Source organism: Acidovorax sp. Root267 (assembly GCF_001429215.1).
Classification (GTDB): Bacteria; Pseudomonadota; Gammaproteobacteria; order Burkholderiales; family Burkholderiaceae_C; genus Acidovorax; species Acidovorax radicis.
In genome coordinates, this window is sequence record NZ_LMJC01000012.1 from 493090 (window position 1) to 506151 (window position 13062).

The following is a 13062-nucleotide window of genomic DNA, read 5'->3' on the forward strand; positions in this document are numbered from 1 at the left end:
TGCAGCACCGCGCACACCACAAGGAGACGACAGCAATGCAGCAGCCCGGCAGCATGATGGATCGGCCGTTACTGGTCTCGGCCATCCTCGAGCATGGTGAGAACCAGTACGGCGACCAGCAGATCGTCTCGCGCGACACCAATGGCAGCCTGCACCGCTACCGCTTTGCCGACATGGCCCGGCGCGCCCGGCAGCTGGCCAACGCACTGCAGGCGCTGGGCCTGCGCCCTGGCGGCGTGGTGGGGTCGCTGGCCTGGAACAACCACCGCCACCTGGAGGCGTACTACGCCGTGTCCGGCAGCGGCATGGTCATGCACACCTGCAACCCACGCCTGCACCCCGAGCAGCTGGCCTACATCGTCAACCACGCCGACGACGAAGTGGTTCTGTTTGACACCACTTTTGCACCGCTGGTGCGCGCCATTGCGGCGTCGTGCCCCCGCGTGCGGCACTGGGTGGCGCTGTGTGATGCCGAAATGCTGGGCAGCATCGACCTGCAAGGGGTGTCCAGGGTCGAGGCCTACGAGACACTGGTGGCCGGCCAGCATGACCGCTTTGAGTGGCCCGAATGTGATGAAAAGACCGGCGCAGCGCTGTGCTACACGTCGGGCACCACCGGCAACCCCAAGGGCGTGCTGTATTCGCACCGGGCGCTGGTGCTCAGTGCCTTGTCGGCCTGCATGCCGGGCGTGCTGAGCATCAGCGCGCGGGAGACCATCCTGCCCGTGGTGCCCATGTTCCACATCAACGCCTGGTGCCTGCCCTATGCGGCCCTGATCGGCGGCGCCAAGCTGGTGTTGCCCGGCCCGCGCCTGGACGCCGCCAGCCTGTACGAGCTGATGGAGTCCGAGCGCGTTACCGTCAGCGCGGGCGTGCCCACGATCTGGATGGGCCTGATCCAGCATGTGGAGCAGCACCAACTGCGGTTCACCACCATGCGCCGCACGGGCGTGGGCGGCTCGGCCATGCCCAAGGCGCTGATCGCCAAGTTCAACGACGTGTACGACGTGGAGGTGCGCCACGGCTGGGGCATGACCGAGACCACGGCCATTGCCACCATGAGCGTGCTGGGCGCGGCCGATGCCGAGCTGCCGCCCGAGGACCGCCATGCACTGGTCGCCAAGCAGGGCAAGTCGGTGTTCGGCATCGAACTCAAGCTGGTGGATGAACAGGGGGCGAACCTGCCGCGCGACGGCGTGGCGCAGGGCGAGCTGATGGTGCGCGGCCAGTGGATCGTGGACCGCTACCACAAGGCCGAACGTTCGGCGCTGGCCGATGGCTGGTTCCCCACCGGCGACATCGCCACCATCAACCCGCAGGGCGTGGTGCAGATCCGCGACCGCACCAAGGACGTGATCAAGTCGGGTGGCGAGTGGATCAGCTCCATCGACCTGGAGAACGCCGCCGTGGCCCACCCGGCGGTGGCCATGGCGGCCGTCATTGGCGTCAAGCACCCCAAGTGGGACGAACGCCCGCTGCTCTTCATCGTGCGCAAGCCCGGCCAGTCGCTCGACAAGACGCAGATCCTGGACTTCCTCGCAGAGCGCGTGGCCAAGTGGTGGCTGCCCGACGACGTGCTGTTTGTGGACAGCCTGCCGCTGGGCGGCACCGGCAAGGTCCAGAAAAACGAGCTGCGGCAGCGCCATGGCGCGGTGTTCGGCGGCGAGTGACGCAACCACGCGTTGACGGCTTTCCTTTCTTTCCCACTCACCCACCCCACGGAGACAGACATGAATTTGGTTCCCAGGAAATGGCTTCAGGTCGGCGCATGCGCCACAGCGCTGGTGATGGCCGCGCACGCCGGGGCGGCCGAGACGGTAAAGATCGGCTTCATCGATCTGCTGTCCGGCCCGTTCGCGCTCACCGGCCAAAGCTCGCTCAACCAGCTGCGCGAGGTGGTGGCGCAGGTCAATGCCAAGGCCGGGCCCAACGAGCCCAAGTTCGAGGTGATGGACTTCGACAACAAGGGCACGCCGCAAGAGAGCCTGAACGCGCTCAAGGCCGCTACCGACCGAGGTGTGCGCTACATCACCCAGGGAGGCGGATCAGGGGTGGCCCTGGCGCTGGTGGACGGGCTCAACAAGCTCGCCGAGCGCGACCCAGAGCGCGCGACGGTGTACCTGAACTACGCCGCCATGGACCCGCAGCTCACCAACGAGCGCTGTAGCTTTTGGCACTTCCGTTTCTATCCATCGAGCGAGATGAAAATGGAGGCGCTGACCACCTACCTGCAAGGCCGCAAGGATGTGAAGCGCGTGTACCTGCTCAACCAGGACTACACCCACGGCCGCCAGGTCTCCAAGGCCGCCAAGGAATACCTGGCGCGCAAGCGGCCCGACATCGAAATCGTGGGCGACGACTTCATCCCCATCGCGCAGACGCGCGACTTTGCCCCCTACGTCGCCAAGATGGCCGCCGCCAAGGCCGATACGGTCATCACTTCCAACTGGGGCAGCGACCTGACGCTGCTGTTCAAGTCGTCCCGCGACTATGGGCTCAACATCAACTACTTCACGCTCAACGCCAACAACCCCGGCACGCCCGCGCAGATCGGGCCCTGGGGCGAGGGCAAGGTCGGGGTGATCTGGAACTGGGTGCACAACGCCCCCACGCCCGAGCTGGAAAAGATCTACGTGGACTACAAGAAGAAGACCGGCGACGACTTTGTGTTTGCCGCGCACTGGAACAGCATGCACATGCTGCGTGAAGCCATGCGCAAGGCCCAGTCCACCGACGCGAAGAAGGTGGCCCTGGCCCTGGAAGGCATGACCTACAAGAGCCCCATGGGCGAGGTGCGCATGCGCAAGACCGACCACCAGCTCGAAGCGCCGCTGTACCTTGGCATCTGGGCCAAGCAGGGCAGCAAGGGCGTGAAGTACGACGCCGAGAAAACCGGCTATGGCTTCCGCTCCGAAGTGGCCTGGGACAACTACATCAGCGCCCAGCCCACGTCCTGCCAGATGAAGCGGCCTTCCTGATCGCCCTGGCGTCCTGCTATCTCCGTGCCTGCACGCTACGCACTTTGCGTAGGTGCTGCAGGCGAAAACGCGTTTCGCAAGGCCAGGTTGAGGAGCCTTGCCGTCAGTGCGGTATCGGTCTGCAGTGACAAACGGCCGTCCATCGGCACAAGCCACTTTTGACTGCTGGCGCAAGCCGGTGACTCTTTGAGTGGCGTGGCTGGCATCGGCCCCGCTCCTTCTCGCTCGTGAGCGTGGCTTGCACACGGCACGCGCTCAGGGGCTCTGTGCGTGATCGCATCAACGCGCCAGCCCGGGCATGAAGCCCGCAGCCCCCGCTGACGGGCGCCCCGCACCTCCAAGACTCCTCCTGCGCCGCAAGCCCTGAATCGGCGTGTGCCGCCTGCGGCGCTTTCCTGCCCCTGGCTCCGCGCGGGTGGCGCAAGCCTCGCAGAGGCGAGCCCTTCCTCCGTGGGGCGCGCGGCAAGCCAGTGCCTCCTTCTTTCGCTTTCAGTGCCTCTCTTCAGATGATTTGGTTGTAAAGAAAACGATTTTTATTCGTTTGGTTTTGGCGGGCCACCGCATAGATTGGTGGCTATCCCCACCCAAAACCGCTTTCCCCCACGTTCCAGGAGACCCTGTCCATGTCCGCCGAAGCCCTTGAGATCACCTTGCCCGAAGCCCTGGAGGCTGCCCGCGCAGATGCCGCTGCCCAGGGGCTGAGCTACGCCGGTGGCGTGCGCCCGCCCGTGGCGTGGGAACTGGTGCGGTCAGGTCAGGCGGTGCTCGTGGACGTGCGTTCGGCCGAAGAGCGCAAGTTTGTGGGCCATGTGCCTGGCAGCCAGCATGTGGCCTGGGCGACGGGCACGGCGCTCACGCGCAACCCGCGTTTTGTGCGCGAGCTGGAGGCCCGACTGGCCAAGGACGGTGGCAAGGACGCCGTGGCGCTGCTGCTGTGCCGCAGCGGCAAGCGCTCGGTGCTGGCCGCTGAGGCGGCAGCGGCGGCAGGGTTTCACCATGTGTTCAACGTGCTCGAAGGGTTCGAGGGTGAGATCGACGCCCACCAGCACCGGGGCGGTGGCGATGGCTGGCGCTTTCACCAGCTGCCCTGGGTGCAGGACTGAACAGCGCGCTGACCTCCCGAACTTTGCATTTTGGATGGACCGGCCCGACCGGTGTGGAATCCCATGGCCCTTTTTGACATTGAACAGATCGCGCAATCCTTGAGCGCGGCCCGGCGTGAGTGGCGCGATGCGCACAACCGCGTGCAGGATGCGGGCGAACGCGAGTTCCCCTCGCGCGACGCACTGGCGCAGGTGGTGCACCAGCTCAAGGGTGCGCTCTTTCCCATGCGGCTGGGCCCTTACGACCTGCGCCAGGAGAGCGAGGACTTCTACGTGGCCCACACGCTGGACAGCGCCTTGCACACGTTGCACGTGCAGATGGGCCTGGAGCTGCGCTACAGCGCCCGCCGACAAGGCCTGGACGGAGCGGATGTGGACGCGCAGGCGCGCCAGTCGGCCCAGGCGTTTGCGCAGTCGCTGCCCGCCATCCGCCGCCTGCTCGACAGCGATGTGCTGGCGGCCTACCAGGGCGACCCGGCGGCGCGCAGCGTGGACGAGGTGCTGCTGTGCTACCCCGGCATCCTGGCCATGATCCACCACCGCCTGGCACATCGGCTGTACCAGCTGGGCTTGCCGTTGCTGGCGCGCATCGTGGCCGAGCTGGCGCACAGCGAAACCGGCATTGACATCCACCCCGGTGCGCAGATTGGCGCGGGCTTTTTCATCGACCACGGTACGGGCGTGGTGATTGGCGAGACCGCCGTCATCGGCCAGCGCGTGCGGGTCTACCAGGCGGTCACGCTGGGCGCCAAGCGTTTCCCCACCGATGCCGAAGGTCACCTGCAAAAGGGTCTGCCACGCCACCCGGTGGTGGAAGACGACGTGGTCATCTATGCGGGCGCCACCATTCTGGGCCGCGTCACGCTGGGCAGGGGCGCCGTCATCGGTGGCAACGTCTGGCTCACGCACGACGTGCCGGCTGGTGGCAATGTCACCCAGGCCAGCTCGCTGGAGTCGGGTCGTTTTGCCTCCGTGCTGGCGGGGGCTGCGCTATGAGCACGTTGGTCCAAGGTTTCGGCATTGCCGTGCGCCAGTCGCGCGAGGCCCGGGGCTGGTCGCAGGAGCGCCTGGCCGAACACTCTGACCTCAACCGCTCCTATGTGGGCGAGATCGAGCGCGGCAGCGTGATTGCCTCGCTGGCCACCGTCGAGAAGCTGGCCGGTGCGCTGGGCGTGGCGGCTTCGGGCCTGGTGGTGCGGGGCGAGACCGTTCAGCAGGCCAATCTGGTGCGCGGCATCCAATTGGCGGCTATAGCCTGTTGAGCCCACAGCCCCGCCACGGGACACTCCGCGCGTTCCATTCTTCATCACTGTTTTTTTACCCCAGGGAGTTTCACTATGTCGGCAACAGTGGGCGGCACGACCGCACTCGGCGATAGCGCCGCACGGCAACTAGCCAATGCAACCAAGACCGTCCCCCAACTGGAGACCATCAGCCCCCGCTGGCTGACCCACCTGCTGCAGTGGACGCCGGTGGAAGCGGGCATCTACCGCCTCAACAAGGTCAAGAACCCCGAAGCCATCAAGGTGGCCTGCACCGCCAAGGAGTCGGAGAACCAGCTCCCGCGCACCTTCGTGGACTACGAAGAGAACCCGCGCGAGTATTTCCTCAACGCCGTGAGCACCGTGCTCGACGTGCACACCCGCGTGTCGGACCTGTACAGCAGCCCGCACGACCAGATCAAGGAGCAGCTGCGCCTCACGATCGAGACGATCAAGGAAAACCAGGAAAGCGAGCTCATCAACAACCCCGACTACGGCCTGCTGGCGCAGGTGACGGACGAGCAGCGCATCTTCCCGCTCACCGGTGCCCCCACGCCGGACGACCTGGACGAACTGCTGACCAAGGTCTGGAAGGAGCCAGCGTTCTTCCTGGCGCACCCGCTGGCCATTGCAGCGTTCGGGCGCGAAGCCACCCGCCGTGGCACGCCACCGCCCACCGTGAGCCTGTTTGGCTCGCAGTTCATCACTTGGCGCGGCATTCCGCTGATCCCTTCGGACAAGGTGCCCGTGGCCGATGGCAAGAGCAAGATCCTGTTGCTGCGCGTGGGCGACAAGCGCCAAGGCGTGGTGGGCCTGTTCCAGCCGGGCCTGCCGGGCGAGCAGGGGCCGGGCCTGTCGGTGCGTTTCATGGGCATCAACAACCATGCGATTGCGTCGTACCTGATCTCGTTGTACTGCTCGCTGGCGGTATTGACCAGCGACGCGCTGGCGGTGCTGGATGACGTCGAGGTCAACAAGTACCACGACTACCCCGACACCTACAAGTAATCTGCGGTGAGCAACATTCCCTCCACCTCTGTGGGCGTGCCCGACGCGCCCGAGGCGCCGATCAGCCCGGCGCTGCTGGCACAGATGGCCACGGCGTTCTTCTCGGCCCGGCCGGGCGAGACGCCCCAGCTGCCCACCGGCAACCCTTCCGGCCCGGCAAGTCCGCTGGCCGGGCTGGGGTTGCCATCGACACCACCGGCCACGGTCCCGAGCTTTGCCCAGGCATCGCCCGGCCCGGCCGGTGTGCAGGTGCCCGTCAACATTGCGCCTGCGGGCTCGCCGCTGGCCAGCCCTGCGGGCTTGGGGCCCAGCGTGCCAGGTACGCCGTTTCCGCAAGGACAAGTGCCGGGTGCCAACCTGGTGCCGGCCTCGCCCACGCCTGTACTGTCGTTGGCGCACAGGGCGCCTGCCCTGCTGCCCCACGCCACCGCCGCCAATGGCGTGCCCGACACCGTGGTCACTGCCGTGCCGGGCTATGAGCCCCGCTTTGGCAGTGGTTTGCTGGGTGTGCCCGAGGCGGCGGGTGCCAGCGGCGCATCTGCTGGCAGCCACCCTGCGGCCAGCGCATTACCGTTCTACTTCCTGTCGCCCACCCATGGACAGCCTTCGCCCGGTGGCCACAGCGGCACGCCAGGCAATGCGCTGGGCCCCACGCGTGTCAACGACGAGCTGGCCCGCCAGCCGTTTGCCAACCTGCAAGGGGTGGACCTGCGCGGCACACCAGCGCCCTCGTCTGCACCTTTGGCGCAGGCGTCTCCTGGCACTGCCCCGCAGTTCTACTTTGCCGATGCGGTGGTGTTGCCCAGCGGCTATGTCACCCCGGCCAAGCCCGCGCCGCACGCCACGGTGCCGCTGGCGGGGCAGGGGCAGCATCCGCCGTTCGACGTGCATGCCATCCGCCGCGACTTTCCCGTGCTCTCCGAGCGCGTGAATGGCCGGCAGCTGGTGTGGTTCGACAACGCGGCCACCACGCACAAGCCCCGGGCGGTCATCGACCGCATCAGCTACTTTTACGAGCACGAGAACTCGAACATCCACCGCGCCGCCCATGAGCTGGCTGCACGTGCCACGGACGCCTACGAAGGCGCCCGCCAGCGTGTGAAGAACTTCATCAACGCGCCCGATGTGAACGAGGTGATTTTTGTGCGCGGCACCACCGAGGCCATCAACCTCGTGGCCAAGAGCTGGGGCGCTCAACACATTGGCGAGGGCGACGAGATCATCGTCAGCCACCTGGAGCACCACGCCAACATCGTGCCCTGGCAGCAGCTTGCGGCGGCCAAGGGGGCCAGGCTGCGCGTGATCCCGGTGGACGACTCGGGCCAGGTGCTGCTGGATGAATACCAGAAGCTCCTGAACGACCGCACCAAGATCGTGTCCGTCACGCAGGTGTCGAACGCGCTGGGCACGGTGGTGCCCGTCAAGGAGATCGTGGCCCTGGCACACCGCGCAGGGGCCAAGGCGCTGGTCGATGGCGCGCAGTCCATCTCGCACATGCGGGTGGACGTGCAGGACATCGGTGCCGACTTCTTCGTGTTCTCCGGCCACAAGGTGTTCGGACCCACCGGCATTGGCGTGGTCTGGGGCAAGCGCGAAGTGCTGGAAGACATGCCCCCCTGGCAGGGCGGCGGCAACATGATTGCCGATGTGACCTTCGAGAAGACGGTGTTCCAGCCCATCCCCAACAAGTTCGAGGCTGGCACCGGCAACATCGCCGACGCCGTGGGCCTGGGTGCCGCCATCGACTACGTAAACCGCGTGGGCATCGAGAACATTGCGCAGTACGAGCATGACCTGCTGGTGTACGGCATGCAGCAGCTCGGCGCCATCCCGGGCGTGCGCCTGATCGGCACGGCGGCGCACAAGGCCAGCGTGATGTCCTTCGTTCTCGCGGGCTACACCACGGAAGAGGTCGGCAAGGCGCTCAACCAGGAGGGCATTGCGGTGCGCACGGGCCACCACTGCGCCCAGCCCATCCTGCGCCGCTTTGGCGTGGAGACCACGGTGCGGCCGTCGCTGGCGTTCTACAACACGTTTGACGAAATCGACTGCCTCACGACCGTGGTACGCAGGCTGGCGGCGCAACGGCGATAGCCCGAGCCCACACCGGCTGCAGTGCCAGCCGGGTGGCGATCAAAAAAGAGGGGGAAGTGGGTGTTGTGCCCACTTCCCCCTTTTTATGGTGCGGCAGTGCGTGGATCAGCCGCTATCAGGCCACCGCCAACTCAATGGCTGCTCCGTGGGTCTGGTCCAGTCGCCATGCCGGGGCAGTCTGTGCTGCAGGCGAGCTGGTGCCCAGTACCACGGCAAACGGCCCGGGGCCACGCGTGGCAAGCTGCTGCGCTCCGGCGGCGTGCGGCGCAGCATTTTGGGTTGGCTGCGTCAGTACCAGCGTGGTGGCGCCCAGGGCTATGGTGGCTACCCGCGCGCTGGCGCCAGGCAACACAAACGGCGTGCCAATGTGTGCCGCCTGTGCCTCACCCAGCAAGGCGCGGTAGTGGGCCAGGCTGGCATCAAGGTCTTCCACCGCAATCGACAGGCTGAGCACGCCGCGTGCGCCGTTGGGGTGCACGCGGGCGTCGCCCTCGGGCACACGCAGCGCGCGGGGGGTGAGGTCTCCGCACAGAAACGGCAGATCGGCCGACGGCGGGCGGTTTGCCATTGCAGGCGCTCGCCATCGGGCCGCAGGCGGCCTCCGTCGTGCGGGCCGCTGTAGGCCAGGCCCCGGGCCCGTGCGTTGCTCACGGTGGCCGCAGTCCCAGGCGGCAGCAGCGCAAAGTCCACAATGCCGTCCCCATGCTGGTTCAGCAGTTCCCACCAGCGGTCGCCGGGCGAAGGGGAACGCCAGGCGATGAGTTCAAAGTAGGCGCCATCGGCCAACACGACCAGCGCGTTGTAGGTGGGCCGGCCCGGGTGCTCGCCACCCTGCAGCACGTTAAAGCCAAGGGCGCGGTAGTCGGTGATGGCCTGCTCCAGATCCTTCACCGCGATCACGATGTGGTCGAGTGTCAATGCCATGGGGTTCCTGTTGCTTTCGTGGAGTTCAGGCCGCCACGGCTTCTGCGTTGGCCCGTTGGGGTGCGGAGGCGGCGGAGTTCACCAGCTTCACTTCGGCGCGAATGTTCTGCGGGTTGCGCAGCAGGTTGAGGATGGGGCAGGTCTGCTCGACCGCCTGGAACAGCGCGTCAATGTCAGCCCGGCTGGCGGGCGAGTCGATATGCACCGTGTAGGCAATGTGGTGCGGCCAGATGGGCGTGGCCTCGTGCCCAGGCTTGCCGCCGCGCGGGTCGATCACACCGCTGACTTCCACCTCCAGGCTCGTCAAAGGCACCTGGCGCAAGGCCGCTTGGATCAGGAAGATGTGTGTCACGCAGCTGCCCAGCACACCGAGCTGCAACTCGGGCGAACTGGGGCCCAGGTTGTAGCCCGCGAAGTCGGGCGGGCTGTCGCTGATCACCTGGTGGTCGCGGATGCGGATGCGGCGCACGCCGCTGCGGCCCTCGGCGCTCACGCGCGCCTGCAGGGCGGCCGGTTGTGCAGTGCCTGCGTCGATGGCGGCATTGCGCGCTAGTACGGCGGCACGCTTTTCAGCCAGGTAGTCGTTGAGGTGGCTATTCGAATGGGGCATGGATGTTCTTTCCAACGCCTTCTGCGCCCGGACATCGGGCGTGGGTAAAGCGGCGTCGCACATGCATTGTTCGGGGCCATACCCGCGCTGGAAACAAACAAAACTGCGCTCGCATATGCGGGTTTCAGATATGCCTGGCGGGGCTGCGTTCTGCGGCCTGCTTCGTCGTTTTCCGAATATGCATGCTACGTAATAGGTGCACGTTTGGATGGTGCGTCGATAGCATGCATACACATGAATCAGCTCACTTTGGGGCTGGTGTTTCATGGTCTGTCAATGCCGGTCCGGCGACGAGGTACGAACGTGTTTTCTCTGAAGAAATCAATGGGATGGAGGGTGTGGGGTGCGTCTGCGCTGGCGCTGGGCGTGCTGGTGGCGGGCTGCTCCAAGCAGGCCAGCGAGCCAGCCGCCTCCACTGGTGCGACCACCGACCAGCCCGTGCAGGGCGGCACGCTGGTGTACCTGGAACAGCAGGCGCACACCAACCTGTACCCACCGGCGGGGGGCTTCTATCCGAACGGCGGCATCCTCAACCAGATCACCGACAAGCTCACCTACCAGGACCCCAAGACGCTGGAGATCCAGCCCTGGATCGCCGAGTCGTGGGAGGTCAACCCTACCGCCACCGAGTACACCTTCAAGCTGAAGAAAGGCGTGACCTTCTCGGACGGAACCCCGCTGGATGCCGCCGCTGTGGCCAGGAACTACGACACCTACGGTCTGGGCAACAAGGAACTCAAGCTGCCCGTGTCCGAGGTCATCAACAACTACGAACGCAGTGAAGTGGTGGACCCGCTCACGGTGAAGTTCTACTTCAAGAAGCCCTCGCCCGGCTTCCTGCAGGGCACTTCCGTCATCGGCTCGGGCCTGGTGTCGCTGGCCACACTGGCACGGCCCTTCGAGGAACTGGGCGATGCGACCAAGATCATCGGCTCCGGCCCCTTCGTGGTGACCGCCGAGACGCTGGGCAAGGAGCTCACGCTCACCGCCCGCAAGGACTACACATGGGGCCCCGCCAAGCACGCCCACCAGGGCCGTGCGCGCCTCGACGAGATCAAGCTCATCGTCACGCCCGAGGACAGCGTGCGCATCGGTGCGCTGCTGTCGGGCCAGGCGGGCTTCATCCGCCAAGTGCAGGCCTACGACGAAAAGCGCGTGCTCGACCAGAAGTTCGCCATCTACGCACCCTCTACGCGCGGCGTGAACAACAGCGTGGTCTTCCGCCCCGACAACGCGCTGGTGGCCGATGTGAAGGTGCGCCAGGCGCTGCTGCACGCCACCAACACGAAGGAGATCGTGCAGACCCTGTTCTCGGCCAACTACCCGCAGGCCACCTCGGTCATCGCGTCCACGGCCCTGGGCTATGTGAACCTGTCGGCCAAGCTGGGTTACGACGAGGCCAAGGCCAAACAATTGCTGGACGACGCCGGCTGGAAGCTCAATGCCAACGGCCTGCGCGAGAAGGACGGCAAGGAACTGGTGCTGGCCGCATACGAGTCGCTGCCGCAGCCACAGAACAAGGAAACCCTGCAGCTCGTGGCCCAGCAGTGGGCCAAGGTGGGCGTCAAGCTCAACGTGCTGGCGGGCGACTCTGGCAGCCGTACCGTGGACAGCCTCGACCCCGAGAAGACCCCCGTGGCCCCCGGCATGGTGGGCCGCGCCGACCCGGACGTGATCAAGAGCAACTACTACCCCACCAACCGCAACGTGCTGCTGCAAAAGGGCGGAGTGAGCAGCAAGGTCAAGGCGTTCGAGGACATCAAGCTCAATGGTTTGCTCGACGCCATCGCCGCCGAGACCGACGCGGCCAAACGGCTCGCGTTCACGGCCGATGTGCAGAACTACCTGATCGACCAGGCCTATGTGATCCCGGTGTTCGAAGAGCCGCAGGCGTTTGCAGGATCGCCTTCGGTGAAGGGTGTGGGCTTCGAGGCAGTGGGCCGCCCCAGCTTCTACGGCACGTGGATCGCCGCTAGACATTGATCCCCCTGAGTCGCTGCGTGCCTCCCCCCTGGGGGGGACGCCACCGGTGGCCCGGCGGAGCCGGTTCCACGGTGGCACTGGCTTGGGACGCGCCAGTTTCTAACGCTGTGCGGCTGCTGGCTGCTGCTGTTGCTTTGCTGAAGGAGTGACTTCCATGTTCAAGTACCTTGTCCATCGCACGGGCCAGGCCCTGCTGGTGCTGTGGGCGGCGTTCACGGCGTCGTTCGTGCTACTGCAGCTGCTGCCGGGCGATGCGATCCTGATCAAGTTCCTGAACCCTGAGTTTGGCCTGGGCCCGCAGGAGATCGCGGACATCCGTGCGGCCTACGGCGCGGACACGTCGGTGTGGCAGCAGTATCTGCACACGCTGCTGGGCTTCCTCAGCGGCAACTTCGGGTACTCGGTGCAGGCGGGTGTGCCGGTGAGCCAGGGCTTGGCCACCAACCTGCCTCCCACGCTGCGCCTTGCGGGGCTGGGTTTTGCGGCGGCGCTGCTGCTGGCGGTGGTGCTGGCGTTTGCCTCGCAGCTCACGCGCTGGGGCTGGCTGCGCTCGGCGTTGCAGTCGCTGCCCTCGCTGTTCATCTCGGTGCCGGTGTTCTGGCTGGGGATCATGCTGATCCAGGTGGTGTCGTTCCGCCTGGGGTGGATTCCGGTGATCAACCCCGGCAAGTGGCAGGGCCTGGTGCTGCCCACGCTCACGCTCGCCATCCCCATCGCCGCGCCGCTGGCGCAGATCCTGATCCGCAACATCGACGAGGTGCTCACGCAGCCCTTCGTGGCCGTGGCGCGCGCCAAGGGTGCCACGCGCCAGTGGGTGCTGTGGAAACACGTGGCGCGCAACGCGGTGCTGCCCACGCTGACGATTGCGGGCGTGCTGTTTGGCGAGCTACTGGCTGGGGCCGTGGTGACCGAAGCAGTGTTCGGCCTCAACGGCCTGGGCAGCCTCACGCAGCAGGCCGTGGGCAACCAGGACACCGCTGTGCTGCAGGCCGTGGTGGTGGTCTCGGCCACGGCCTTCGTGTTCATCAACCTGGTGGTGGACCTTCTGTACCCCGTGTTCGACCCCCGCCTGCGCACCCGCCTGGGTGCCTGAGGAGATT

10 protein-coding genes and 1 pseudogene are annotated in these 13062 nt (G+C 66.3%); 9 read left to right on the top strand and 2 right to left on the bottom strand.

Translation table 11 applies throughout. From position 1 onward, the window contains the following. Positions 1-35: 35 nt before the first annotated feature. From ASE39_RS11795 to ASE39_RS11825, 7 genes are all read left to right on the top strand, one after another. Positions 36-1670 (top strand): long-chain-fatty-acid--CoA ligase, encoded by a 1635-nt coding sequence (locus ASE39_RS11795; protein WP_057227702.1) that lies wholly within the window; start codon positions 36-38, stop codon positions 1668-1670. Positions 1671-1730: 60 nt separating this feature from the next. Then, the gene (locus ASE39_RS11800; protein ID WP_010464826.1) at positions 1731-2978 is read left to right on the top strand and encodes a branched-chain amino acid ABC transporter substrate-binding protein; all 1248 of its coding nucleotides are present in this window, start codon (positions 1731-1733) and stop codon (positions 2976-2978) included. A 623-nt stretch (positions 2979-3601) separates the two neighbouring features. After that, positions 3602-4081: a rhodanese-like domain-containing protein gene (locus ASE39_RS11805; protein WP_057227697.1), complete on the top strand. Its 480-nt coding sequence runs from the start codon at positions 3602-3604 to the stop codon at positions 4079-4081. Positions 4082-4144: 63 nt separating this feature from the next. After that, positions 4145-5077 (top strand): serine O-acetyltransferase EpsC, encoded by a 933-nt coding sequence (gene epsC / locus ASE39_RS11810; RefSeq protein ID WP_057227696.1) that lies wholly within the window; start codon positions 4145-4147, stop codon positions 5075-5077. Then, entirely contained in the window at positions 5074-5343 is a 270-nt protein-coding gene (locus ASE39_RS11815) for a helix-turn-helix transcriptional regulator (protein WP_057227694.1), read from the top strand. The genes epsC and ASE39_RS11815 overlap by 4 nt, the downstream gene beginning before the upstream one ends. A 75-nt stretch (positions 5344-5418) precedes the next feature. Beyond that, complete coding sequence (locus tag ASE39_RS11820) at positions 5419-6351, top strand: family 2A encapsulin nanocompartment shell protein (RefSeq protein ID WP_057227692.1); 933 nt, start codon at positions 5419-5421, stop codon at positions 6349-6351. 6 nt (positions 6352-6357) lie between these two features. Next, positions 6358-8445, top strand: coding sequence for a family 2A encapsulin nanocompartment cargo protein cysteine desulfurase (locus ASE39_RS11825; protein WP_199864269.1), 2088 nt, complete (start codon positions 6358-6360; stop codon positions 8443-8445). Between the two features lie 115 nt (positions 8446-8560). Here the strand turns inward: ASE39_RS11825 and ASE39_RS11830 are convergent. Next, positions 8561-9369, bottom strand: a pseudogene (locus tag ASE39_RS11830) (VOC family protein). A 25-nt stretch (positions 9370-9394) separates the two neighbouring features. Then, positions 9395-9979 (bottom strand): OsmC family protein, encoded by a 585-nt coding sequence (locus ASE39_RS11835; RefSeq protein WP_057271247.1) that lies wholly within the window; start codon positions 9977-9979, stop codon positions 9395-9397. Positions 9980-10303: 324 nt separating this feature from the next. Here ASE39_RS11835 and ASE39_RS11840 point away from each other — a divergent pair, with 324 nt between their 5' ends. After that, positions 10304-11962 (top strand): TIGR04028 family ABC transporter substrate-binding protein, encoded by a 1659-nt coding sequence (locus ASE39_RS11840; RefSeq protein WP_057271248.1) that lies wholly within the window; start codon positions 10304-10306, stop codon positions 11960-11962. Between the two features lie 154 nt (positions 11963-12116). After that, entirely contained in the window at positions 12117-13055 is a 939-nt protein-coding gene (locus ASE39_RS11845; RefSeq protein ID WP_057271249.1) for an ABC transporter permease, read from the top strand. Positions 13056-13062 lie beyond the last annotated feature (7 nt).

What these genes read in the sequence shown, in the direction of transcription:
- ASE39_RS11815 (WP_057227694.1), top strand. Translation starts at nt 5,074, where the DNA reads ATGAGCACGTTGGTCCAAGGTTTCGGCATTGCCGTGCGCCAGTCGCGC.
- ASE39_RS11835 (WP_057271247.1), bottom strand. Translation starts at nt 9,979, where the DNA reads ATGCCCCATTCGAATAGCCACCTCAACGACTACCTGGCTGAAAAGCGT.
- epsC (WP_057227696.1), top strand. Translation starts at nt 4,145, where the DNA reads ATGGCCCTTTTTGACATTGAACAGATCGCGCAATCCTTGAGCGCGGCC.
- ASE39_RS11820 (WP_057227692.1), top strand. Translation starts at nt 5,419, where the DNA reads ATGTCGGCAACAGTGGGCGGCACGACCGCACTCGGCGATAGCGCCGCA.
- ASE39_RS11840 (WP_057271248.1), top strand. Translation starts at nt 10,304, where the DNA reads ATGGGATGGAGGGTGTGGGGTGCGTCTGCGCTGGCGCTGGGCGTGCTG.
- ASE39_RS11845 (WP_057271249.1), top strand. Translation starts at nt 12,117, where the DNA reads ATGTTCAAGTACCTTGTCCATCGCACGGGCCAGGCCCTGCTGGTGCTG.
- ASE39_RS11795 (WP_057227702.1), top strand. Translation starts at nt 36, where the DNA reads ATGCAGCAGCCCGGCAGCATGATGGATCGGCCGTTACTGGTCTCGGCC.
- ASE39_RS11800 (WP_010464826.1), top strand. Translation starts at nt 1,731, where the DNA reads ATGAATTTGGTTCCCAGGAAATGGCTTCAGGTCGGCGCATGCGCCACA.
- ASE39_RS11805 (WP_057227697.1), top strand. Translation starts at nt 3,602, where the DNA reads ATGTCCGCCGAAGCCCTTGAGATCACCTTGCCCGAAGCCCTGGAGGCT.